This window comes from Agrobacterium sp. CG160-95 (assembly GCF_053521725.1).
The window spans coordinates 432,566-453,975 of the sequence record NZ_JBNWDU010000001.1; the positions used below are offsets into that span (position 1 = coordinate 432,566).

General features: G+C 57.0%; 23 protein-coding genes and 1 tRNA gene. 14 read left to right on the forward strand and 10 right to left on the reverse strand.

Annotated elements, in window-relative coordinates; all coding sequences use genetic code 11:
* Nucleotides 1–10: 10 nt before the first annotated feature.
* Entirely contained in the window at nt 11–403 is a 393-nt protein-coding gene (gene rpoZ, locus ACQZ63_RS02175; RefSeq protein WP_003512234.1) for a DNA-directed RNA polymerase subunit omega, read from the reverse strand.
* Nucleotides 404–794: 391 nt separating this feature from the next.
* On the opposite strand from rpoZ, the gene ACQZ63_RS02180 reads away from it, so the two are divergent.
* Both ACQZ63_RS02180 and ACQZ63_RS02185 read left to right on the forward strand, forming a co-directional pair.
* Entirely contained in the window at nt 795–1,364 is a 570-nt protein-coding gene (locus tag ACQZ63_RS02180; RefSeq protein WP_013635795.1) for a LabA-like NYN domain-containing protein, read from the forward strand.
* Between the two features lie 224 nt (nt 1,365–1,588).
* On the forward strand, nt 1,589–3,088 hold the full coding sequence (locus ACQZ63_RS02185) for a globin-coupled sensor protein (protein WP_111789341.1): 1,500 nt from the start codon (nt 1,589–1,591) through the stop codon (nt 3,086–3,088).
* A 159-nt stretch (nt 3,089–3,247) separates the two neighbouring features.
* Here ACQZ63_RS02185 and smpB read toward each other — a convergent pair whose 3' ends face one another.
* Together smpB and dapA are read right to left on the reverse strand one after the other, a co-directional pair.
* A complete protein-coding gene (gene smpB / locus ACQZ63_RS02190; RefSeq protein WP_003512228.1) occupies nt 3,248–3,730 on the reverse strand; it encodes an SsrA-binding protein SmpB in 483 nt (160 codons plus the stop codon).
* A 162-nt stretch (nt 3,731–3,892) separates the two neighbouring features.
* Nucleotides 3,893–4,777 carry a 4-hydroxy-tetrahydrodipicolinate synthase gene (gene dapA / locus ACQZ63_RS02195; protein ID WP_003512226.1) on the reverse strand — a complete coding sequence of 295 codons (885 nt, stop codon included), beginning with the start codon at nt 4,775–4,777 and terminating at the stop codon, nt 3,893–3,895.
* A 387-nt stretch (nt 4,778–5,164) separates the two neighbouring features.
* On the opposite strand from dapA, the gene ACQZ63_RS02200 reads away from it, so the two are divergent.
* A complete protein-coding gene (locus tag ACQZ63_RS02200; RefSeq protein ID WP_162763628.1) occupies nt 5,165–7,237 on the forward strand; it encodes a lytic transglycosylase domain-containing protein in 2,073 nt (690 codons plus the stop codon).
* 163 nt (nt 7,238–7,400) lie between these two features.
* On the opposite strand, the gene ACQZ63_RS02205 is transcribed toward ACQZ63_RS02200, so the two are convergent.
* The 3 genes from ACQZ63_RS02205 to ACQZ63_RS02215 form a co-directional block, all read right to left on the reverse strand.
* Nucleotides 7,401–8,447 (reverse strand): porin, encoded by a 1,047-nt coding sequence (locus ACQZ63_RS02205; protein ID WP_065704838.1) that lies wholly within the window; start codon nt 8,445–8,447, stop codon nt 7,401–7,403.
* A gap of 592 nt (nt 8,448–9,039) precedes the next feature.
* Nucleotides 9,040–10,107, reverse strand: coding sequence for a porin (locus ACQZ63_RS02210; protein WP_013635790.1), 1,068 nt, complete (start codon nt 10,105–10,107; stop codon nt 9,040–9,042).
* 779 nt (nt 10,108–10,886) lie between these two features.
* Nucleotides 10,887–10,977 (reverse strand) — tRNA-Ser (locus ACQZ63_RS02215).
* A gap of 163 nt (nt 10,978–11,140) precedes the next feature.
* On the opposite strand from ACQZ63_RS02215, the gene ACQZ63_RS02220 reads away from it, so the two are divergent.
* Together ACQZ63_RS02220 and ACQZ63_RS02225 are read left to right on the forward strand one after the other, a co-directional pair.
* Nucleotides 11,141–11,482, forward strand: coding sequence for a hypothetical protein (locus ACQZ63_RS02220; protein WP_003512218.1), 342 nt, complete (start codon nt 11,141–11,143; stop codon nt 11,480–11,482).
* 95 nt (nt 11,483–11,577) lie between these two features.
* A complete protein-coding gene (locus ACQZ63_RS02225; RefSeq protein WP_448799078.1) occupies nt 11,578–11,754 on the forward strand; it encodes a hypothetical protein in 177 nt (58 codons plus the stop codon).
* A gap of 3 nt (nt 11,755–11,757) precedes the next feature.
* On the opposite strand, the gene ACQZ63_RS02230 is transcribed toward ACQZ63_RS02225, so the two are convergent.
* Complete coding sequence (locus ACQZ63_RS02230; protein WP_113555897.1) at nt 11,758–12,558, reverse strand: HpcH/HpaI aldolase family protein; 801 nt, start codon at nt 12,556–12,558, stop codon at nt 11,758–11,760.
* Between the two features lie 7 nt (nt 12,559–12,565).
* Nucleotides 12,566–13,783: an FAD-dependent oxidoreductase gene (locus ACQZ63_RS02235; protein ID WP_113556031.1), complete on the reverse strand. Its 1,218-nt coding sequence runs from the start codon at nt 13,781–13,783 to the stop codon at nt 12,566–12,568.
* A gap of 328 nt (nt 13,784–14,111) precedes the next feature.
* Here ACQZ63_RS02235 and ACQZ63_RS02240 point away from each other — a divergent pair, with 328 nt between their 5' ends.
* Both ACQZ63_RS02240 and ACQZ63_RS02245 read left to right on the forward strand, forming a co-directional pair.
* On the forward strand, nt 14,112–14,459 hold the full coding sequence (locus ACQZ63_RS02240; RefSeq protein ID WP_013635784.1) for a hypothetical protein: 348 nt from the start codon (nt 14,112–14,114) through the stop codon (nt 14,457–14,459).
* Between the two features lie 159 nt (nt 14,460–14,618).
* Complete coding sequence (locus ACQZ63_RS02245) at nt 14,619–15,731, forward strand: pyridoxal phosphate-dependent aminotransferase (RefSeq protein ID WP_111783198.1); 1,113 nt, start codon at nt 14,619–14,621, stop codon at nt 15,729–15,731.
* A gap of 412 nt (nt 15,732–16,143) precedes the next feature.
* Here the strand turns inward: ACQZ63_RS02245 and ACQZ63_RS02250 are convergent, their stop codons facing one another.
* Nucleotides 16,144–16,410 carry a tetratricopeptide repeat protein gene (locus ACQZ63_RS02250; RefSeq protein ID WP_113556032.1) on the reverse strand — a complete coding sequence of 89 codons (267 nt, stop codon included), beginning with the start codon at nt 16,408–16,410 and terminating at the stop codon, nt 16,144–16,146.
* Between the two features lie 481 nt (nt 16,411–16,891).
* Between ACQZ63_RS02250 and ACQZ63_RS02255 the strand changes: the two genes are divergently transcribed.
* From ACQZ63_RS02255 to vapC, 7 genes are all read left to right on the forward strand, one after another.
* On the forward strand, nt 16,892–17,230 hold the full coding sequence (locus ACQZ63_RS02255; protein WP_013635782.1) for a DUF2147 domain-containing protein: 339 nt from the start codon (nt 16,892–16,894) through the stop codon (nt 17,228–17,230).
* 252 nt (nt 17,231–17,482) lie between these two features.
* A complete protein-coding gene (locus tag ACQZ63_RS02260; protein ID WP_113555898.1) occupies nt 17,483–18,094 on the forward strand; it encodes a DUF6680 family protein in 612 nt (203 codons plus the stop codon).
* A gap of 176 nt (nt 18,095–18,270) precedes the next feature.
* A complete protein-coding gene (locus ACQZ63_RS02265; RefSeq protein ID WP_013635780.1) occupies nt 18,271–18,453 on the forward strand; it encodes a hypothetical protein in 183 nt (60 codons plus the stop codon).
* Nucleotides 18,454–18,463: 10 nt separating this feature from the next.
* Nucleotides 18,464–18,637: a hypothetical protein gene (locus tag ACQZ63_RS02270; RefSeq protein ID WP_003512206.1), complete on the forward strand. Its 174-nt coding sequence runs from the start codon at nt 18,464–18,466 to the stop codon at nt 18,635–18,637.
* Between the two features lie 102 nt (nt 18,638–18,739).
* Nucleotides 18,740–20,245, forward strand: a complete 1,506-nt coding sequence (gene amn, locus ACQZ63_RS02275) for an AMP nucleosidase (protein ID WP_003512205.1) — start codon at nt 18,740–18,742, stop codon at nt 20,243–20,245.
* Between the two features lie 67 nt (nt 20,246–20,312).
* Nucleotides 20,313–20,543: a type II toxin-antitoxin system VapB family antitoxin gene (locus ACQZ63_RS02280; RefSeq protein WP_113555899.1), complete on the forward strand. Its 231-nt coding sequence runs from the start codon at nt 20,313–20,315 to the stop codon at nt 20,541–20,543.
* Nucleotides 20,540–20,929 (forward strand): type II toxin-antitoxin system VapC family toxin, encoded by a 390-nt coding sequence (gene vapC, locus ACQZ63_RS02285; RefSeq protein ID WP_013635778.1) that lies wholly within the window; start codon nt 20,540–20,542, stop codon nt 20,927–20,929. The genes ACQZ63_RS02280 and vapC overlap by 4 nt, the downstream gene beginning before the upstream one ends.
* Before the next feature lie 4 nt (nt 20,930–20,933).
* Here the strand turns inward: vapC and ACQZ63_RS02290 are convergent, their stop codons facing one another.
* Entirely contained in the window at nt 20,934–21,404 is a 471-nt protein-coding gene (locus ACQZ63_RS02290) for an OsmC family protein (protein ID WP_025592887.1), read from the reverse strand.
* Between the last annotated feature and the right edge of the window lie 6 nt (nt 21,405–21,410).

A 21,410-nucleotide genomic window follows, 5' to 3' on the forward strand; every position in this document is an offset into this window, starting at 1 on the left:
TAAAGTCAGATCAATAGTCGTCATTTTTTTCCGGCGGCACAAGGCCTTCGATACCGGCCAGCAGTTCTTCTTCCGACATCTGGTCGAAAGTAACGGTTTCCGGCTGGTCGTCCTCTTCGCCATCGGCAGTAGCGGAGGCTGCCAGCGTAACCGGATCGGGCTCGGGCTCGTCCACTTCCACATGCTTCTGCAGCGAATGGATGAGGTCTTCCTTGAGGTCGTCGGGCGAGAGCATCTCGTCGGCGATTTCGCGCAGAGCGACGACCGGGTTCTTGTCGTTATCGCGGTCAACCGTGATGGACGAGCCCTGGGAAATCTGGCGCGCACGGTGGCTGGCGAGAAGGACCAGCTCGAAACGGTTGTCTACTTTATCAATGCAATCTTCAACTGTGACGCGGGCCATTGCCTGTCCTTTGCGAGTCGTAATGTCGTGGATCAGAGCGCCGTGCTTTCTTGAGGATGCACAAGGGATGCTCTAACCTATTGAATCTGCGCTTCGTGCCTTGCGAAAAACGCTTTGGATTCCTCGCGACGAAGCCTTCCAGCTTCCGATACAGCCATTGGCCGCGGAATTCAAGTTTTTCCTGTCTTTGGCGTCTTTTGGCACCTTATTGCCCTTGTTTGGCGTCTGATGAACAAAATGTCTAGAAGAATTGTCTTGGAATACGGGTGAAGTTACCTTACTTAAAACGCAACGGCGCTACGCAAAATTCGTTGATACGACATGATTTTTCGCATTTGCGACCGGAAATAAAAGCCAGATAATGGCCTTTCCAAAAAAGGAATGGGATGGAATGTTCGATCCACGGGAGAAAATTGCGCTCTTTATAGATGGAGCCAATCTTTATGCAGCATCTAAAAGCCTGGGGTTCGATATCGACTATCGCAAGCTTCTTAAGGCGTTTCAGAAGCGCGGATACCTGCTGCGCGCCTACTATTACACCGCATTGATCGAGGATCAGGAATATTCCTCGATCCGCCCTCTGATCGATTGGCTGGATTATAACGGCTACAAGGTCGTGACGAAGCCGGCGAAGGAATTCACCGACGCGCTCGGTCGCCGCAAGATCAAAGGCAACATGGATATCGAACTTGCTGTCGATGCCATGGAACAGTCAGAGACCGTCGATCATCTGGTTCTGTTTTCCGGTGACGGCGACTTCACCAAGCTGGTGGACGCGCTTCAGCGCAAGGGCCGCAAGGTTTCCGTGGTGTCCACCATGGCAACGCAGCCCGCAATGATCGCCGACGATCTGCGCAGGCAGGCAGATCACTTCATTGATCTCATGACCTTGAAGGCCGAAATCGGGCGTGACCCGAACGAGCGCCCTGCCCGGCACGTCGAAAGCCCCGAGACGATCTGATCCCGGTTTTTAAGCCGCCGACCTAATGACAACGCGTCCGTCTGCAAGGCGGGCGCGTTTTTGTTTGGCGTCACAACCGTGTATTCCTGCCGGAAAATTCCTCTTAAAATTAACAAACATCAAATTCGGCCAGTCAAAATTATATCTTGGTTAATTTTAGACGTGTCTAAATCACCCAACGGCACCAACGACATGATTTCGGTGTCAAATCAGGATGTTCAGACATGCATGGCCAAGTAAAAACCAATCAACAACTCGACGAAAGACTTAATTTTCTAGGGCTTGGCCAGGAGCAACGGCAAAACCTTTCGGACATGAAGGGCGTCATTACAGGCTCGCTCGACGCCTCTCTCGACCGTTTTTATGCGAAGGCGCGCTCCGTGCCGGAGACGGCGAAGTTCTTTGCAAGCGACGCGCATGTCCAGCATGCCAAAGGCATGCAGATGAAACACTGGGCAAGAATTGCCTCCGGCACCTTCAACTCGGACTATACCGATGCCGTGACGGCCATCGGCCGTACCCATGCAAGGTTGGGGCTGGAGCCGAGATGGTATATTGGCGGTTACGCGCTGATGCTTGATGGCATCGTCAAAGCCGTCGTCAATTCAGAACTGAAGGGCTTTTTTCAGGAAAAGAAGGCCAAGAAGCTGAACGACGCCCTGACGGTAACGATCAAGGCCGCCCTTCTCGACATGGACTATTCGATCTCCGTCTACCTCGACGTGCTTGCCGCCGAGCGACTGAAGGTCGAGGAACAACAGGCGCAGATGAAGAAGGAGCAGGAGCACGTTCTCGAACTGCTCAACAACGCCCTGAACAAGCTGGCGAATGGCGACCTCACCTCCAGCATCAATGAAAAGACTGCACCGCAATTCGAGGGGCTGATTGCCAATTTCAACGCTGCGGTCGGCAATCTCGCGGGTGCATTCTCGCAGATCGTCGAGGAAGCCAACAAGATATCAGGCAATACGCGCGAACTGACATCGGCTACCGACGACATGGCCCGCAGAACGGAGCAGCAGGCAGCAGCCCTTGAGGAAACCGCCGCCGCCGTGGAGGAAATCACCACCATTTCCAAGCTTTCGGCGCAGCGCTCCGAGGAAGCCAAGGCCATCGTCGAAAGCTCGGCCGCCGAAGCGGCGCGGTCACGGGATGTGGTGACGGAAGCGGTAAAAGCGATGGGCGCCATCGAGGAATCGTCGCAGAAGATCACCCAGATCATTTCCGTCATCGACGAGATTTCGTTCCAGACGAACCTTCTGGCGCTGAATGCCGGTGTGGAAGCCGCGCGTGCCGGTGAAGCAGGCAAGGGTTTTGCCGTCGTCGCCCAGGAAGTGCGCGAGCTGGCACAGCGTTCAGCCAACGCCGCCAAGGAGATCAAGACCCTCATCACCAAATCCTCGGAGGATGTGATGCAGGGCGTATCGCTGGTCAATAAAACCGGGCAATCGCTGAATACGATTGGCAACAAGGTGGATCATATTCAGGAACATATCACCTCGCTGACCAAGGCGGCCCAGGAGCAGTCCGTCGGCATTCAGGAAATCAGCGCCGCCATCAACAGCATGGACAATCTGACCCAGAAGAATGCGGCCATGGTGGAAGAAACCAACGCGGCCACACACAATCTGAGCGATGTGAGCGCCAATCTGGCGGCACTGGTCAGCCGGTTCAGCGTTTCGGCGTCCACGACCTATGTGGAGCGGACTTATAGGGCGGCGTGAGAGCTATCTATTCGAGAGGCGAAAGCATCCCCGCTCTCATTTCTGTGCTTGTCACAGCAATCTAGCCAGACCAAATCCTTGGGCTGAAAAGAACTCTCTCGCCGCGCAGACGCGCGGCGGCTTGATTCCTGCGACAAGTGCAGGAATGAGGGATGAGCTCTAGGCGTTGTTGCCCTTCAGCAGCCGCGACTTCTGCCGGTTCCAGTCGCGTTCCTTCTCCGTCTCGCGCTTGTCGTGCAGCTTCTTGCCCTTGGCCAGTGCCAGTTCCAGCTTCGCACGGCCCTTTTCGTTGAAATAGACCTTCAGCGGCACCAGCGTCATGCCTTCACGGTTGATGCCGGCGCGTAGACGGTTGATCTCGCGCTTGTTCAGCAGCAACTTGCGACGGCGGCGTGGCTCGTGGTTGAAGCGGTTGGCCTGCAGATATTCCGGCAGGTGGGAATTGATGAGCCAGATTTCATCGCCCTCGTCCGATGCGTAGGACTCGGCGATATTAGCCTTGCCTTCGCGCAGCGCCTTGACCTCGGTGCCGGTCAGCACCAAACCCGCCTCATAGGTGTCGATGATTTCGTAGTTGAAACGAGCCTTGCGGTTTTCCGCAACGATCTTGTTCACCACGCGCTGGCTGCCTTTGGGGGCCATGATATTTCAATCCCTTGTTTTTCTTATTGCGCCTGCGGCCTGTCCGCCACGAGCGGTTTTCAAGTTTCTATTTAGTATCGTCGTTACGAAAAGAAAAGGCGCGCGGAACGGCTTCTGTCGCGAAGCAGTCCCATTGCGCGCCTTTCGGGTTTCAGGTGTCCGTCAGTTCATCAGGCCGGCATGCTTCAGTGCCGCGTCGATTGCCGCTTCCGTTGCCGGTTCCAGCGTGCTCATCAACGGCGAGCGGACCTTGCGGTTGCCGCCACGGGTCTTCGAAAGCGCATATTTTGTGCCGCAGACACCAGGTTCCATGAAGATGGCCCGGTGCAGAGGCATCAGGCGGTCCTGATACTCCAGCGCCTTGGCGTAGTCGCCTGCAAGCATGGCCGCCTGGAATTCGGAACAGAGGCGTGGCGCAACATTGGCGCTGACCGAAATGCAGCCGACGCCGCCATGGGCGTTGAAGCCGAGCGCCGTGCCATCTTCGCCGGACAGCTGGATGAAATCCTTGCCGCAGGAAATCCGCTGTTCGGAGACGCGGTCGAGCTTGCCCGTCGCATCCTTGACGCCGACGATGTTCTTGTGCGCCTTCACAAGCGCACCCATGGTTTCCGGCGACATATCCACCACCGAACGCGGCGGGATGTTATAGATCACGATCGGCAGTTTCACCGCTTCCGCAACTGCGGAAAAATGGGCGAAAAGCCCCTTCTGCGTCGGCTTGTTGTAATAGGGGGTGACCACCAGCAGCGCATCCGCGCCGGCATCCTGCGCGTGCAGGGCAAGTTCTATCGCTTCATCGGTATTGTTGGAGCCAGCGCCCGCGATGACCGGAACCCGTTTCGCCGCTACCTCGATGCACAGCTCGACCACACGTTTGTGCTCGTCATGGGACAGGGTTGGAGATTCCCCCGTCGTGCCCACAGGCACAAGTCCGTTGCTGCCTTCGGCAATCTGCCATTCCACATGGGCGGCAAATGCCTGTTCGTCCACGGCACCATTGTCCGTAAACGGGGTAATGAGGGCGGGAATTGATCCCTTGAACATACAAAGCTCCTGGCGCCGAGCCGGTTCATGCTTCGGCCGCATTCGATGGTTAAAACCGGCACACATTAGTGCCAGCCCTTGGCGCCGACAAGCGCAAAGGCAGCCTATTTTGTCCGAAATTGTCGGAAGTGTGACAGTCGCGGAAGCTCACGCGGCAGGCAAAAAACGAGGCGGTGGAATTTTACGCCGCTCGCAGACCGGTGAATAAAAGTTGATTGGAGTGCCGAGCGGAAAGTAAGGTTTCGTTAAGCACAGTCTCCGTAGATTCCAGAGCGGGATCTGAGGCGAAACTCATAGGTGCAACGCACTGGCGCATTTCGCAATCCCGCTGCAATGAAACGTCAATACAAGAAGGTCGATTGTTTCCGTCCAGTGATGAAGAGCGGTATGAAAAAGACAGTTTGGGGATTGATGGCGGCAGGTCTTGCCGCGACCGTTTGGAACGCGCTGGCCGGCCCCGTGCCGGAAGCTGCCGTGCCGCTTCCCTATGTGAAGCCGAATGCGCCTGCTCTTCCCGCCTTCATGCCGGCCTCGCCCGAAATTACCGGCGCCATACCACGCCTTAACCGGCCTGACGATGCGAGCCAGCTTAAAGCCGGACTGGATGCGCTTTCCAGCCGCGACACGACACGCGCCATCGCCCTTCGCAACGCCATGCAGACAGGCAGTCTCGACCGGCATATTCTTACCTGGGCGATTGCCATTTCCGGGCAGAAGGACGTGCCTTCCGCCGAATTCACTACAGCCCAGAGCGAACTGGCGGGGTGGCCGGGTGCGGCGACGCTGCGCGCCAATTCCGAAAAGGCGCTTTACCGCGAAAATCCACCGGCACCCCAGGTGCTCGCCGCTTTTGGCAGCGGCCGGCCGGAAACAGCCGAGGGCACCGTTGTGCTGGCCAAGGCCCTCACCTCTTCCGGCAAAGCTTTGGAAGCACAACGCCTCATTCGCCAGCTCTGGGTGAGCGAAGGCATGGACAAGGACATGGAAGACCATGTTCTTGCCGAGTTCCCCACTTATCTGACGCCCGCCGACCACAAGGCGCGGATGGATTATCTGATGTATCGCAGCCGAATCGGCCAGGCGAAACGTTTCGGCGATCTCGGCAAGGCGCAGTCGCTCTACAATGCCTGGGCCGCCGTGCTGCAGCGCTCAGGCAATGCCGTGGCGCTGCTGGGCAAGGTTGACGCCAACTTGCGCAGCGACCCTGCTTTTCTCTTCGCGCGCATCGAAAATCTCCGCAACCAGCAGAAATATCCGGAAGCCGCAGCACTTTTAAAGCAGGCGCCGAAGGACACGGCAAAACTCGTCAATCCCGGCGAGTGGTGGAACGAGCGGCGAATCATCGCGCGCGGCGTCGCCGATCTCGGCGATTTTGCCGAAGCCTATCGCATCGTTGCCAATCATTCGGCCACATCAGCCGTCGATGTTGCCGATGCGGAATTCCATGCTGGCTGGTATGCGTTGCGGGCGCTGCGCGATCCCGCCACGGCCTCACGCCACTTCAACACCCTTTTGCAGACCTCGAACCGGCCACTTTCCGCCTCGCGGGCCTATTATTGGCTGGGGCGGGCGGCGGAAGTGGGCGGGCCGGGCAATGCCCGCGATTTCTTCACCAAGGCGGCTGCCCATTCCGGCACCTTTTACGGCCAGCTTGCTGCCGCACGAATCGATGCAAAGACGCTGAACGTCACATACCCTGCTCCGAGCGCCGCCGACCGTGAACGATTTGCCGGCCGCGAAGCCGTGCGAGCCATCGACAGGCTGGAAGCCGCAGGCTACGGCTGGCGGGCCGACAGCCTCTACAGGTCATTGGCAGATCAGCTCGACAGCCCGGGCGAGCTTGCCATTCTGGCAGCAAGGGCAGAGGGCAACGGCAACCATCAGGTATCACTGCAAATCGGCAAGACGGCCTTCAGCCGCGGCATCGATGCGGCCGCCCTTGCCTATCCGCTCGGTGTCATTCCCGCCAGTGCCAATATTGCCGGCTCCGGCAAGGCGCTTGCCTATGCCATCGCCCGGCAGGAAAGCGCCTTCAACCCGGCCGCCGTCTCCGCCGCCAATGCCCGCGGACTACTGCAATTATTGCCGGGAACCGCCAAGGGCGTGGCCGGGCGCCACGGCTTGCCCTACACTCAGGCGATGCTGACCAGCGACGCCGGATATAACGCCACGCTCGGCGCACATTATCTCGGCGAACAGATCGACAGTTTCGGCGGCTCCTACATCCTCACCTTCATCGCCTATAATGCCGGCCCGAAACGCGTGCCGGAATGGATCGCCCGCTATGGCGACCCCCGAGGCAAGCCTATCGACGATGTCGTGGACTGGATCGAGCGCATCCCCTTCCCCGAAACCCGCAATTACGTGCAGCGGGTGATGGAGAATTATCAGGTCTACAAGACGAGGCTTGGACAACAGGCCGATATTGTCGATGACCTGCGTCATGGCCGGGCGGGGTAACAATCGAGGTTATCGGTTGATGACTGTGACAATATCGAAGCACCGGCTGGCCCGGTGCTTTTTTGTTTTCAGGATGCACCGGGCAGTTACGCTTTCACGGCACTCAAACGAAAAAGCCCGGCTCGAGAGCCGGGCTTTCCATCACTGACAATGTCAGATCAGATTAGAACGTGCGCTGAAGGCGAACGAAGCCGGTCCAGCTGTCGCCGGTCGGACCATCGACGTCCTGGTAGTTTGCAGCGATCTTGGCATCGAGACCCTGGGTGATCTTGTAATCAACCGTCAGGCCAGCGCGCCATGCATCGTTGTCGCCGGTGAAGTCACCATCAGGAGCGATATCGATCGTGCCGAGGTACTGAGCGCCGGGGGTGATGGTCAGCTTGTCAGTTGCCTTGATTGCGTATTCAGCAGCAACTGCCCACTCGGACTCTTCGTAGTAGTAGTTTGCGCCAGAAGCCCAAACGCCGGAGAGACCGAAGGTGCCGGGACCGATGTCAGCATACAGGATAGCGCGGATTGCGCCGTTTTCCTGGTCCGTGTCGTAAGAGCCGAGCAGGTTGGCGGTGACAGCACCGAACTTAACACCAACGATGCCGCTGACGCCAACGTTGTTCGGGCCTTCAAAGACGCCACCCTTGGCAACGCCGAGGTTGGAATTGCCATCGCGTACCGAGTCGAGTTCTTCAACGCTGATACCAGCATAGAACGAACCAGCATCGTAGGTGTAACGCAGAGCGTTGCCACGGGTGGTGTTCGAAGACAGGATATCGGTTTCGCCGGAGAGATCGTCATCCCACCAGGTGTACATGTAACCGACCTTCAGGCCGCCGAGCTCGATGAAAGCCTGGTCGACGTTTACGCCGCGGCTCGAGTCGTTGTCAGCCTGGCCACGAAGACCGATGTAACCACGCAGAGCGCCGAGTTCGGTGTCGGTGCGGGTGTCGATGTTGAACTGGGCGCGCGTGAACGAGTTCCAGTCAGACGTACCGGACTGGTTACGACCGAAGTCCGTCTGGAAACGGATGTAACCGTCGAACTTAAGGCAGGTTTCGGTGCCGGGGATGTAGAAGAAGCCGGTGCCGAAAGCGTCGCAAACGCGAACGTATTCCAGGGGCTCAGGCTCAGCAGCGACGATAGCGTCGGCAGCGTGAGCGCCGGATACTGCTGCGAGAGCCGCAGCGGAGCCGATCAAAAGGCTCTTGATGTTCATGGTTGACCTCCAGTCAAACGCTTAATTTTCTAAGCAGCGGGTGGGGAAACACAACTAAATGCGTGCCGCTTATGGAGATGATTAGAGCCAAAACCGGCCGGGGAGGCAATCCCAATGATGACAAAAGGAAGACAGTAAGGGGACCTTAGTTTTGCATTGTTGCGAAATAGCTACAATTCTAACCGACGGGCAGCACTTCCTAACAAAACGTTAATAATTCATGCTTTTCAGCGACTTAAGCGAAATGCCGATAAATGAGATAAGTCATTCCTCATCCCACCGCCAGAATTCTGACATCGCTGCGCCATGGGAAATCGTCTGAAACGCGGTGCCATTGGTGGGAAATCGGGCTGTCGGCAGCAATGCTTCCATCCGCAGCAGGAGAGAATCAGTTCCCAGTTCGACAGGCCCAAAACAGTTGAGTGGCAGACGAATCGGCAACGATACAAACCGACTTAAGCCGTAACGGAAAGTCGCCGGGATATCGAAACGCCGGCCAATCGACGCTTTGCCTGCCCCTCGCCAATGTGCATCAAACGAAAAAGCCCGGCTCAAGAGCCGGGCTTTCCATCACTGACGATGTCAGATCAGATTAGAACGTGCGCTGAAGGCGAACGAAACCAACCCAGCTGTCGCCGGCACCCGTATCAACACCTTCGGTGCCGTCTACGTCCTGGTAGTTAACCGAAACGAGCGTGGAGAGGCCCTGGGTGATCTTGTAGCCAACAGCTACGCCAGCTTTCCATGCATCGCGATCGCCAACCCAGTCGTTGTTAGCGCCGAGGTCGATCGTGTTGAAGTACTGGAAGCCGGGGGTGATGGTCAGCTTGTCAGTTGCCTTGATGGCGTATTCAGCAGCAACGGTCCACTCGGACTCTTCGTAGTAGCGGTTTGCGCCAGAAGCCCAAACGCCAGAGAGACCAAGAGTGCCTGGGCCGATGTCAGCCGTTACGATAGCACGGACTGCGCCTTCTTCAGCATCGGTGTCGTAGCCGCCGAGCAGGTTGGCAGAAACTGCGCCGAACTTCGCGCCGATGATAGCGTCGATACCTACGTTGTTCGCACGCTCAAACGAACCGCCCTTTAGGAAGTCGTCGGAGATGTTGGAACCGCCGCGAGCAGCTTCCAGCTCTTCAACAGCAACACCAACGTAGAACGAGCCAGCGTCGTAGGTGTAGCGGACAGCGTTCAGACGGGTCTGGTTAGAGCTGAGTACGTCAACTTCGCCAGAGAGACCATCATCCCACCAGTTGTAGTAGTAACCGACCTTCAGACCGCCGAGTTCGATGAAAGCCTGGTCAACAACAACGCCACGGTTGCTGTCGTTGTCAGCCTGGCCACGAAGACCGATGTAACCACGCAGAGCGCCGAGCTCGGTGTCGGTGCGGGTGTCGATGTTGAACTGAGCGCGCGTGAACGAATCCCAGTCAGACGTGCCGGACTTGTTACGGCCGAAGTCGGTCTGGAAACGGATGTAACCATCGAACTTCAGGCAGGTTTCGGTGCCGGGGATGTAGAAGAAGCCGGTGCCGAAAGCGTCGCAAACGCGAACGTATTCCAGGGGCTCAGGCTCAGCAGCGACGATAGCGTCGGCAGCGTGAGCGCCGGATACTGCTGCGAGAGCCGCAGCGGAGCCGATGAGAAGGCTCTTGATGTTCATGATTGACCTCCAGTCAAAGTTTTTAAGTGGGTCTGGGTACTTTTGCCGAAGGACAGCATTCCCTGCCCCATTCCCGTGTTCTTAGAAGCCAAACGATCCACCGCCTCGCTTCTGGTCGTGAAAATACAAAAGGTTTCGCCGCTTGCAATCGCCAACATCCGATAAAGCGCATTTACGTACATGCTTCATTTCGGTTTGTTGCGGAAACAGCACACAGTGGGCACACGGCCCATAGGTGGCTTTACCATGCGTTAAGAAATGACTTGAAAATCCGTTAGTTAGCGCGGTTAACAAGGTCTTTCTAAACTATAGGCCTTTTCGGAGATCCCTTGCCCCGCAGGGGAAGGGCGACGGAATCTTTTGCCCCGTTCCGGCCCCACACTTAGTATGGCTCCCCGGTGCGCACATAGAAACAACAGTGAAACCCGAGCTGTTCGCCACCGATTCCCCATCAACGATTCGGCTCGCAGGCTCCGGCACTTCAATTGTTTGGCCGATTGCGTCCGCAAGCGTTATGGGACGAGTCGCGAAAACGGCGCGGGATACAAGTGTGTGTGTCACTTGGGTACAGAGTGCTTTATAACTGCCTGCAAGAAACGAGGGGCAGAATCGAGTCGGCGCATTAGCTCTCTCCACTATCATCCGGTTTATCGCAGGGGTCCGGCGTTTCGCGAAACGTGCTGAAGAACGAACTGGCATGCGGAAACGCATGCTTTGGGTGCCTGCTGGGAAGAAGTAGCTGTTTAGGGAGATTTATAATTTCAGGCTGCGTGCCGAAATGGCGGAGAGGATGGGATTCGAACCCACGATACGCTTTTGACGTATACTCCCTTAGCAGGGGAGCGCCTTCGACCACTCGGCCACCTCTCCGGTGCGGCCTGATTATTGCTTTAAAAAAATGAATGCAAGGGTTTTTCGCCAAGAAGCCGAAAAACCTGTTGGCCGAACACCCGCCAGCGAAACTTTGCGGGCCATTGGGGAACTTCTTCTCTTCCGGCACGTTCTGGCTTCGGTAACAAAAAGAGGTGTTCTAATGGCTCAGACCAAACTGAATGTTGTCGAAGATACGATCGAAAACCAGATTGCGGAGTTGCGTTCGCAGATTTCGTCTCTCTCCAAGTCCGTCTCCGCTCGTGCGGAAGGCGTTGGTGAAGATGCATCCGAATTTCTGGATGAGGCTCGTGGCCGCGTTCGCAAGGCGGCAAGCAATGTGCGCGCCCAGGGCCAGAACGTTGTGGAAGCAGTCAAGGAAAACCCCGGCACTGCAACCTCACTGCTGACGATCGTCGGCGCACTCGGCTTTGCGATCGGTTATGCGGTCGGTGCTGGTACGCAGCAGAGTTCTTCGAACAGCAGCCTTTATCGCTGGCGCTGATTGCCGCATTAGAGGCTAGAATTCAGGCAAGGCGGGATACGTTCCGCCTTGCCTGTTTGCATTTATTTCAGAGAATTGACGAACAGGGGGCGGAAATGGTGTTCAGCAGCGATCTTGAAGAAGCATTGTCGGATTTCGCGAGAGATCACGGCATTGACAGGGATGAGGCTATCCAGCGCATCGTCCGCGCCACACTCATCAATAACGGTTATCTCGCTTCCGGCGAAGAAGGCATTCCGCCGGAAAAGCTGAACGCCAGCAACGATGACTAAGACTTAATATCCGGATTTGGATGGCGCAGGCGCTGCCCCGCCCTTGTAGCGGCTGGAAAGCGCACGCAGTGTATTGGAAAACTCCGTAACATCGGCGCCAACAGCCACGAAAGATGCGCCGAGTTCCAGATAACGGCGATTGAAGGTCTCGTTGAAGGTAAGAATGCCCGCAGCTTTGCCGGCCGCGACGATCTTGACGATCGCTGCCTCGATTACGGCCTGCACTTCCGGCTCGTCCAGCCTGCCGAGATAGCCCATATCCGCAGCAAGATCGGCCGGGCCGATGAAGATGCCGTCCACGCCTTCCACCGCAAGAATATTGTCGAGATCATTGATCGCGGCGCGCGTTTCCGCCTGCACCAGCAGGCACACGCTGTCGGACGCACTGTCGGCATAATCGGTTATGGTGTTAAAGGCTGAGGCGCGGGCAACCGCCGCCCCCATGCCGCGAATACCGCGCGGCGGATAGTGCATCGCGCTGACCAAAGCTTCAGCCTGCGCCGCCGAATCGACCATGGGCACCAGAAGCGTGCGGGCGCCTGCGTCCAGCAGCTGCTTGATCATCCAGCTTTCGCCAACAGGCACACGCACCACCGGTTCGGCGGGCGATGTGGCGAGAGCGCGCAATTGGTCGATGATGCTGCGAAGATCGTTCGGGCCATGTTCACCATCGATGACCAGCCAGTCGAAACCCGCTGTTCCGGCAATTTCCGCCGTGATGGCCTCACCCATATCGAGCCAGAGGCCGATTTGCGGACTACCAGCGTGGATGGCTGTTTTGAAACGATTTTCGGGAGCGGGCATGATGTCCTCAGGAAAGCAGTAATTTCAGATCGGCGGACGGGTCCGCCAGGATGGCGCGATCCGGTTCAGCGCCGGTATCGAGCAGTTTTTTGCCAGAAACATAAGCCTTGGCATCGTTGACGGCATCAACCGCCACGAATCGCCCGTCGCGGAAATACCAGACTGACCAGCTGCCTTCGCGCGCGCCGGGCCGCAGCACCGTCTCGTCATAACCGAGGTTGAAGCCGGCGATCTGCAGCTTTACCTCGTATTGATCCGACCAGAACCAGGGTTTGGCATCATAGGCGACTTCAGCGCCTGCCAGTACGTGAGCGGCGGCCTCGGCCTGATCAACCGCGTTCTGGACTGATTCGAGACGCACAAGCTGGCTCCGCCACGGCAGCAACGCGCAATCCCCCACCGCGTGGATATCCTTGTCCGAGCTGCGGGTGTGTTCATCCACCACGATGCCATTGCCGACATCGAGGCCCGATTCGCGGGCAAGGCGATCGTTCGGGGTTACGCCAATGCCGACGATGACGAAATCCACGTCAAGCACCGAACCATCGGAAAGCTCGGCAGCGGCCACCCGGCCATCCATGCCGACGAGCCGCACGAGGCCGGTCTTTTCGCGGATGGAGACGCCGTGCTCCTGATGGATGCCGCGCATGATATCGGCGGTTTCCTTTGCCGCCACGCGCTGGAGAATGCGGTCGGCCATTTCGATCAGCGTGACCTCGAGACCGAGCTTGCGGGCGACGGCTGCCGCTTCCAGACCGATATAACCACCACCGATAACCAGCAGCCTGCGGCCGGGTTTCATTTCCTCAAACAGCCGGTCAGCATCGCGCTTGTCGCGGACGGTCAGAACCCCTTCGAGATCGCCGCCGATGCTGGCGGGCAGCTCGCGTGGTGCAGCACCGGTCGCCAGTACCAGCTTGTCGTAGGAAAGCGTGCTGCCATCCTGCATGCGAACGGATTTGGCAGCGCGGTCTATCTCCTCCACGAAGGTGGAGAGCCGGATATCGACATTGTTTTCCGCGTACCACTCCTCAGGCCGAAACATTAGCCGGTCGAAGCTCATCTCGCCTAAAAGGTATTTTTTCGACAGTGGCGGCCGTTGATAAGGATAGGCATCCTCCGAGCCGATGATGGTGATGGGGCGCTCATCCTTCAGCGCCCTGAGCTTTGCCGCCAGCGCGAAAGCGGCCTGCCCCGCCCCGACGATTACCAGCCTTCCCGCCACATTCCACTCCCAGAACAATCGCCAATGGGCAGATTTGCCGCACCCTGCGAAGCCATATTGCGGGATCAGGCGTAACGCCAAGTACGGCCCGCGTCAACCGTACAGCGCCACCAGCCCGGTGCAAGCATGACACATTATCACCCCAGACTGCGACACCCTTGCAACCGGAAGGAGCCGGATGCATTTTCTCAAGGGAAACATCGGCTTCCGACAGGCGGTCTGGCCCATGTCGAGACGCACAACAGACAATTGCGCGGATTTCCTTCACGCACTGGCAAGGAAGCCGCGTTAAAATCGGCATCAGGAAAAGGCAATCCGGGAGGTTGTCATGGCTTTACATATTGATCACCGTCAAAGCGTCCCGCAGGACGAGCAATACGAGAAGTTTCAGATCGACCGGCCCGGAAAGATCACCTTCATCGGGCATCACCTCAGCGCCAAGGATACCATGCGCTGCCTGGTGCGCAGCATCTCGCTTTATGGCGCAGAGATCGAGGTCAGCCCGCATCTGGAGATGCCCACTAACTTCTATCTGGAAATTCTCGGCATTCGCGATGAGATCGGCTGCAACCTGATCCGCAGGGAAGAGGAAAAGGTCACCATCGGATTCAACATGTTGATCGACGCGGAATTCCTGCACCATGTGCGCAGGCTGAGTTTCGAGACCAGCGTCTGAGCCGCATCGGCCGATTCGCGGCCGAGTCTTTCTCTCACGGCGCGACGGTGGAAAAAACTGTTCCAAAACAGGCATCCGGTAACCGGGCGCGACTTGCGTCCGGTTTTTTTGCACCTATTGTGTGCCGGGTTTTCAAACAGGTACTGGAAATCTCAGCCAATGTCCGCTTTCTCACGTCTTACGCCGCTTGCCGTCTCTCTTCCTTCAACCGTTCCCTTCGTCGGCCCGGAAGCCATCGAGCGGGGCCGCGGCCTGAAGGTGGAAGCGCGGATAGGCGCCAATGAAAGCGGGTTCGGTCCTGCCCCATCCGTGCTTATGGCCATGCGGGATGCGGCGGCCGAGACCTGGATGTACAGCGATCCGGAAAATTTCGAACTGAAGGAAGCGCTCGCCATCCACCACGGCGTTTCGCGTGGCAATATCGCCATTGGCGGCGGTGTCGATGGTTTGCTGGGTGAGATCGCCAGGCTAATCGTTGAGCCGGGAACGCCGGTGGTCACCTCGCTCGGCGGTTATCCTACCTTCAATTACCATGTGAACGGCTTTGGCGGAAAACTCGTGACCACGCCATATGTCGACGATCACGAGAACCTCGACGGGCTTCTCGATCTCGTCATCCGGGAAAATGCACCGCTGGTCTATTTCGCCAATCCCGACAATCCGATGGGAAGCTGGTGGGAGGCAAGCGAGGTCGTGGCCTTTGCCCGTGCGCTGCCGGAAACCTGCCTGCTCATTCTGGACGAGGCCTATTGCGAGACCGCACCTGCCAGCGCCGTGCCAAGCATCGACGCCCTTATCGGCCAGCCGAACATCCTGCGCATGCGGACTTTCTCGAAAGCCTACGGACTTGCCGGCGCCCGCGTGGGGTATGCCATCGGCACGCTCGGCAATGTCGAAGCCTTCGACAAGATCCGCAATCATTTCGGCATGGCACGCGTTTCGGTCGCCGGCGCATTGGCGGCACTGAAGGATCAGGCCTATCTGCATGACGTCGTTGGAAAAATTGCGGTGGCTCGAGATCGCATTTCCGCGATTGCCCGCAATAACGGCCTCTCACCCCTGCCGTCGGCAACCAATTTCGTCACCATCGATTGCCAGCGCGACGGCACTTACGCCCGCGCCATCGTCGACGGCTTGATGGAACATGGCGTGTTCATCCGCATGCCGGGCGTGGCGCCGCTCAACCGCTGCATTCGTGTGAGTGTGGGACCTGATGACAAGCTTGATCTTTTTGAACAGGCATTGCCGAAGGTCATCAAGGCGCTGGGTTGAGGTTTCGCTTGCCTTCTCCTCATTCCTGTTCTTGTCACGAGGAATCGAGCCAGCCCAAGTCCTTGGGCTGAAAGGAGTCTTTCGCCACACAGACGTGTGCCGGCTGGATTCCCGTGGCAGGCAAAGGGATGAGGATGGCGAGCCAGGCGGCATATGGTGCGATCGACCATTGCGTGCATCGATTCAACATCCTCTGACAAACCCCTGTTCGCGAATCGTTTTCCATCAACCGACATCGCCAGACATAAGAAAACCGCGCCGGCCTTGTTCCTGCCGGTCGCGGTTTGATGTGTCAGCGCAAAAGCTCCTTTTCAAAGCCCTCGCCGCATTCCCCTTCGGGTTTACTTTCGTTTGTACCGGTCATCGGGACTGGAGGGAACCGGACCGGAAATTCTGTCGCGGATAAGGTGCGTCAGTGCATCGTCATCCAGTCGCGTGCGGCACGCAGCGCTTCGGCCAGTTCCGCCTTGGTCATGTTGCGGGCAAGATCTGCTCGCAGCGAAGCGGCTCTTTCCGATCCGCGGATCGCGGCGATGTTGAGCCATTTGTGGGCGGCGACCAGATTCACCTTGCATCCCCGGCCGGTCGCATAGACCAGGCCGAGATTGCAAAGGGTGTCGGCGCGGGTTTCGCCACCGGCAACTGCCATTTCGATATCGCGAATTTCAAAGCGTGCCATCGTTTTAATCCCTGTCTTCTCGCCTGTTTCATCAATTGCCTTCTTGTCGAGGCTAACCTTTGGAACTGCCGTCTTTTGCGGCTTTTTTGTTCTTCCGGCCGGCAGGTTTTCCCTGCGCTTTTGATGACCCCAATATGTCATGAGGCTTTCAACGGGCGCTTAAAAGGCATGATTAATGGGCCGCAAACAAACTGCAAACGATTGGTAAAATTGGGTTTTTGTTAAATATCACGAGGTGCGGAAATTAAGGACTTTCGAGCGAATTTTACGAAAACTTTAGAATTGGATTTCAACCCTTCATTCACCACGATCCAAACAACGGTTTTTCGAATTGCCCCTCTCCCACTCTCCTGACCGACGCAAATGCAGTCTCGCAGCTGGAATTTTCTGTTTCCTTTTACGTGAACGTCAAATACTATCCGCATGCCCGTGCGGAGGACGAAACGGGCAAAGAAAGCGCGACATGGACGGAGGAGTTTTTATGAAGCGTGTGATGATGATTGCCGCAGGCCTGCTGATCGGCAGCAACCTTGCTTTTGCTGCTGAGCCCATTGAAGGCAACTGGAAGACGGCGAGCGGCGAGACAGCCGTAATCGGCCCCTGCGGCGCAGCTTTCTGCGTGACGCTGAAGACAGGCAAACATGCGGGAAAACAGATCGGCAAGCTTTCCGGCAAGGGAAACAGCTATTCGGGCGATATTACCGATCCCGCCAATGACAAGACCTATAGCGGCTCCGGCACCGTTTCCGGCAATTCGCTGAGCATGAAGGGCTGCGTGCTGAAAATCCTGTGCAAATCCCAGACCTGGACGCGGTTGTAAGAGTTGTTCTTCACCGGACGCGCGGCCACAAGCGGCGTCCGGTGTTTTCACGACACGGTTAAGCGACAGTAACGAAAAATCCAGCCTACTATTAGTTAAAAGCGGCCATCTTAGAGATGGCGGTAGATCGTATCAGCCTTCGCATCTAACGATTGAAGGCTTTCAGTGGATATCTCTTATCTGCGTTGTCAGACTTCTGGCATGTTCTTCATTCTGAATCTATAAGAGGCGTATCTCAACTTTGGGGTTGCCATGGAAATCTCTGATTGGACCATTGTATTCGCGACGTTGATGGGTCCAATATTAGCGGTTCAAGCGCAGAGATGGACCGACCTCCGCCGGGAACAAAATGCCCGCAAGAATCAGATATTCCGCGTACTAATGGCAACGAGACTGGCTAATCTCTCTCCGAACCATGTGGAAGCACTCAACGCAATTCCGATTGAGTTCTATGGACGGAAAAAATCGTACAAAGAGGTAGTTTCGGCCTGGAAAGAATATTTAGACCACCTGTCCGATCACTCTGAAATACAGTCGAACTTATGGGGACAAAAAAGGCTTGAATTGTTTCAAGAGCTACTTTTCCGATTAGCTGCGGCACTGCACTATGACTTCACTCGACTGGAATTAAAACGCGAAGTTTACGCTCCACAGGCTCACGCCCGAGTTGAGAGTGAACAAGAAGTGATTAGGCAGGGGCTGGCTAGGATATTTAATGGCGAGGCTTCTTTCCCGTTGGATATCAAATCATTTCCTGTGGATTTTGAAAGCCAAAATCAGCAACAAAAATTACAAATACTCGTGGAACAATGGCTTACAGGAAAAGCGTCCGTCAAAATTGAACTTGATCGGGATAAACCCTGATCAACATAGATTGATGGATGAAACTCCATTCCGGTCCGCTCCGTTAAGCCATCCGCCGTCTCAGTTTATCCCTTCACGCCCCCGTTAATCTCCCTGAACACCATATGAACCGGGGTCTCAGGGTCCGTTCAGTCCGAGTGTGGCAAAACTCTGTCCATGAACTCCAATAAAGGGGAATGGACATGACAAAGTTGATCAGCCGGCTGGCAATCTTCGCGTTTCTCATGGCGATCTTCGCCATGTCCTTCGCCTCGCTCGTCGTTAATCCCAACCGCAGCTTTCAGCGGGTGAATGCGGGTGCGGCGCTTGCCTGCCAGCACAGCCCGGCACCCGCCGCCAATTGCCCCGTCGTGCTGTGAGGACCAGCCGATGACGACGATCTTTTCCAACGGCCTGTTTTCCGCACTGAGACTGGTGCTGATGGCATCGATCTTTCTAGGCCCGGTGGCGGGACTTGCAGTTTACAAGGCAGATCCCCGCCCGGCATCCAAAGGCGCGGGTTTCGTGCTGCTGATGAGCCTGCAACGCGGCGCGCTCGGCTGAGATTTCACCGCCTGCCCTTTGCCGCAGCCATTTTTCCGTTTCTTTTCAGTTTCTTCGTATTTCTGTCGCTTGCCTGTCGAAATAGGCCTCCTATAATGGGCCATGACAATAGCAAAACGAACGATTCCGCCCTTCTCCTTCATCAGCCCCGAGCCTTTCGCGCCGCAGACGTTCACGGACCCGAAAGAAGCTGTTGAGGCTTTGACCGCGCTTTACGAACGCAATACGGCGTTCCTCATCAACTCCTTCACCGAACTTGCCAAGGGTGCGCCGATTACCGGCCGCTACCGCGCCTGTTATCCGCAGGTCAGCCTCGAGACATCCACTTTCGGTCATGTTGATTCGCGCCTTTCCTATGGCCATGTCACCTCCCCCGGCGTCTATACGACGACGATCACCCGGCCGGAGCTTTTCCGCCACTACCTGAAAGAGCAGCTGGGGCTTCTGATCAAGAACCACGGCGTTCCGGTGACGGTTGCCGAATCGGCCACGCCCATTCCGCTGCATTTCGCCTTCGGCGAAGGCGCTTATGTCGAGGCGGCGGCGGCATCCTCGCTGTCCGACGTGCCGTTGCGCGATCTTTTCGACACGCCCGATCTCAACAACACCGACGATCTCATCGCCAATGGCGAATATGATCAGGTGCCCGGCGAACCCGCGCCGCTTGCGCCGTTCACCGCGCAGCGCATCGATTATTCGCTGGCCCGCCTCAGCCATTATACGGCAACGAGCGCCAGCCATTTCCAGAACTTCGTGCTGTTCACCAACTACCAGTTCTATATCGACGAATTCGCCGCATGGGCGCGGCAGTTGATGAAGAATGGTGGCGAAGGCTACACGGCCTTCGTGGAGCCGGGCAACATCATCACCCCCGCCGGTTCCGACAGGCCGGACACGGATGCGGTGCTTGGCCGCCTGCCGCAGATGCCAGCCTATCACCTGAAGAAAAAGGGCCATGCCGGCATTACGCTGGTCAATATCGGCGTTGGCCCTTCCAACGCCAAGACGATCACCGACCATATCGCCGTGCTGCGCCCGCATGCCTGGCTGATGGTTGGCCATTGCGCCGGCCTGCGCAACAGCCAGCGCCTTGGCGATTATGTGCTGGCACACGCCTATGTGCGTGAGGACCACGTTCTGGACGACGACCTGCCGGTCTGGGTGCCGATCCCGGCTCTCGCGGAAGTGCAGCTGGCGCTGGAAGGTGCGGTTGCGGAAGTCACCGGTTACGAGGGCTTCGAGCTGAAGCGCATCATGCGTACCGGCACCGTCGCCACGATCGACAACCGCAACTGGGAGCTTCGCGACCAGGCGGGCCCGGTCAAGCGCCTGTCGCAATCGCGCGCCATCGCACTCGACATGGAATCGGCCACCATCGCGGCCAACGGCTTCCGGTTCCGCGTGCCCTACGGCACCCTCCTCTGCGTCTCCGACAAGCCGCTGCACGGCGAATTGAAGCTGCCGGGAATGGCGACGGAGTTCTACCGCACGCAGGTTGCCCAGCATCTGCAGATCGGCATCCGCGCCGTGCAGAAACTCGCCGCCATGCCAACGGAAACGCTGCATTCGCGCAAGCTCAGAAGCTTCTACGAGACGGCATTCCAGTAAAAATTGATATCGCTAAAAACGTCCTTGGTGTATTGTTTCGAAAATCGATACACCAAGGGTTTTCCCAATGCGCACCAACATTGAACTTGATGACGCCTTGATCGCCGAGGCGATGGAAATAACCGGTCTCTCCACCAAAAAAGCGACGGTAGAAAAGGCATTGCGGGATCTCGTGCGCATTCACCGTCAAATGCGTGCGCTTGATGCATTAGAGGGCATGGGCTGGGAAGGCAATCTGGATGAGATGCGGACGGACTGGGATGCTGAAACGGATTGGGACGTAGAGGATTCCAAATGATCGTCGCAGATACGTCTGCATGGATTTCGCTCATTCGAAAAGATTCACCCGCCCTCGCTTTAAAGCTTCGCACCGCCATAACGCAGAGTAACATCCTTGTCGGAGACATTGTTCTCCTGGAGGTTCTTCAGGGTGCACGCGACGGCCAACATGCTCGCCGTCTGGAGCAAATGTTAAGCGAATTTCCCTGCGTCGCGATGATGTCTCCCCAACTCGCTATCAAGGCTGCCTCGAATTACCGCTTCCTACGGGGGCGCGGTTATACGATCCGTAAAAACAACGACCTCATCATCGGCACTTACTGCATCGAAAACGGATACGAACTGCTGCACAACGACCGAGACTTTCAGCCTATGGCCGATCATCTCGGTCTGCGACTGGCCTGATCTTTCAAACCACCTTCACTGTCCCCTCCACACGCACGGGAAAATTCACCGACCGGGCGATGAAGCATTTGTCGTGGGCATCGTGGTGCAACTCATCAGCCCGCGCAAGATCACCCTTCGAGATGGTGATGACCGGTTTCAACACTACCTCGCTGAATTGCCCGGCGCCGTCCTTTTCCATAACCAGCGTGCCTTCGGCATTGTCGACATAGTCTTCAACGATGATGCCGTTGACGGAGCAGAAATGCAGGTACCATAGCTTGTGGCAGGCCGAGAGCGAGGCAACCAGAAGGTCTTCCGGGTTCCAGCGGGAGGCATCGCCGCGAAAGGCGGGATCTGAAGAGCCAGCGATATCCGCTTTTCCGGACGTGGAAATCGTGTAGTCGCGTTCATAGTCACGGTAGCCCGAGGTACCCTTGCCGCGATTGCCGGTCCACTTCACCTGAACGGCATAGTGATGTTCCTGTCCTGCCATTTCATT

Excerpts from the sequence above, each read along its gene's own strand:
- rpoZ (WP_003512234.1), bottom strand. The coding sequence starts at position 403 with ATGGCCCGCGTCACAGTTGAAGATTGCATTGATAAAGTAGACAACCGT.
- ACQZ63_RS02180 (WP_013635795.1), top strand. The coding sequence starts at position 795 with ATGTTCGATCCACGGGAGAAAATTGCGCTCTTTATAGATGGAGCCAAT.
- ACQZ63_RS02185 (WP_111789341.1), top strand. The coding sequence starts at position 1,589 with ATGCATGGCCAAGTAAAAACCAATCAACAACTCGACGAAAGACTTAAT.
- smpB (WP_003512228.1), bottom strand. The coding sequence starts at position 3,730 with ATGGCCCCCAAAGGCAGCCAGCGCGTGGTGAACAAGATCGTTGCGGAA.
- dapA (WP_003512226.1), bottom strand. The coding sequence starts at position 4,777 with ATGTTCAAGGGATCAATTCCCGCCCTCATTACCCCGTTTACGGACAAT.
- ACQZ63_RS02200 (WP_162763628.1), top strand. The coding sequence starts at position 5,165 with ATGAAAAAGACAGTTTGGGGATTGATGGCGGCAGGTCTTGCCGCGACC.
- ACQZ63_RS02205 (WP_065704838.1), bottom strand. The coding sequence starts at position 8,447 with ATGAACATCAAGAGCCTTTTGATCGGCTCCGCTGCGGCTCTCGCAGCA.
- ACQZ63_RS02210 (WP_013635790.1), bottom strand. The coding sequence starts at position 10,107 with ATGAACATCAAGAGCCTTCTCATCGGCTCCGCTGCGGCTCTCGCAGCA.
- ACQZ63_RS02220 (WP_003512218.1), top strand. The coding sequence starts at position 11,141 with ATGGCTCAGACCAAACTGAATGTTGTCGAAGATACGATCGAAAACCAG.
- ACQZ63_RS02225 (WP_448799078.1), top strand. The coding sequence starts at position 11,578 with ATGGTGTTCAGCAGCGATCTTGAAGAAGCATTGTCGGATTTCGCGAGA.
- ACQZ63_RS02230 (WP_113555897.1), bottom strand. The coding sequence starts at position 12,558 with ATGCCCGCTCCCGAAAATCGTTTCAAAACAGCCATCCACGCTGGTAGT.
- ACQZ63_RS02240 (WP_013635784.1), top strand. The coding sequence starts at position 14,112 with ATGGCTTTACATATTGATCACCGTCAAAGCGTCCCGCAGGACGAGCAA.
- ACQZ63_RS02245 (WP_111783198.1), top strand. The coding sequence starts at position 14,619 with ATGTCCGCTTTCTCACGTCTTACGCCGCTTGCCGTCTCTCTTCCTTCA.
- ACQZ63_RS02250 (WP_113556032.1), bottom strand. The coding sequence starts at position 16,410 with ATGGCACGCTTTGAAATTCGCGATATCGAAATGGCAGTTGCCGGTGGC.
- ACQZ63_RS02255 (WP_013635782.1), top strand. The coding sequence starts at position 16,892 with ATGAAGCGTGTGATGATGATTGCCGCAGGCCTGCTGATCGGCAGCAAC.
- ACQZ63_RS02260 (WP_113555898.1), top strand. The coding sequence starts at position 17,483 with ATGGAAATCTCTGATTGGACCATTGTATTCGCGACGTTGATGGGTCCA.
- ACQZ63_RS02265 (WP_013635780.1), top strand. The coding sequence starts at position 18,271 with ATGGACATGACAAAGTTGATCAGCCGGCTGGCAATCTTCGCGTTTCTC.
- ACQZ63_RS02270 (WP_003512206.1), top strand. The coding sequence starts at position 18,464 with ATGACGACGATCTTTTCCAACGGCCTGTTTTCCGCACTGAGACTGGTG.
- amn (WP_003512205.1), top strand. The coding sequence starts at position 18,740 with ATGACAATAGCAAAACGAACGATTCCGCCCTTCTCCTTCATCAGCCCC.
- ACQZ63_RS02280 (WP_113555899.1), top strand. The coding sequence starts at position 20,313 with ATGCGCACCAACATTGAACTTGATGACGCCTTGATCGCCGAGGCGATG.
- vapC (WP_013635778.1), top strand. The coding sequence starts at position 20,540 with ATGATCGTCGCAGATACGTCTGCATGGATTTCGCTCATTCGAAAAGAT.
- ACQZ63_RS02290 (WP_025592887.1), bottom strand. The coding sequence starts at position 21,404 with ATGGCAGGACAGGAACATCACTATGCCGTTCAGGTGAAGTGGACCGGC.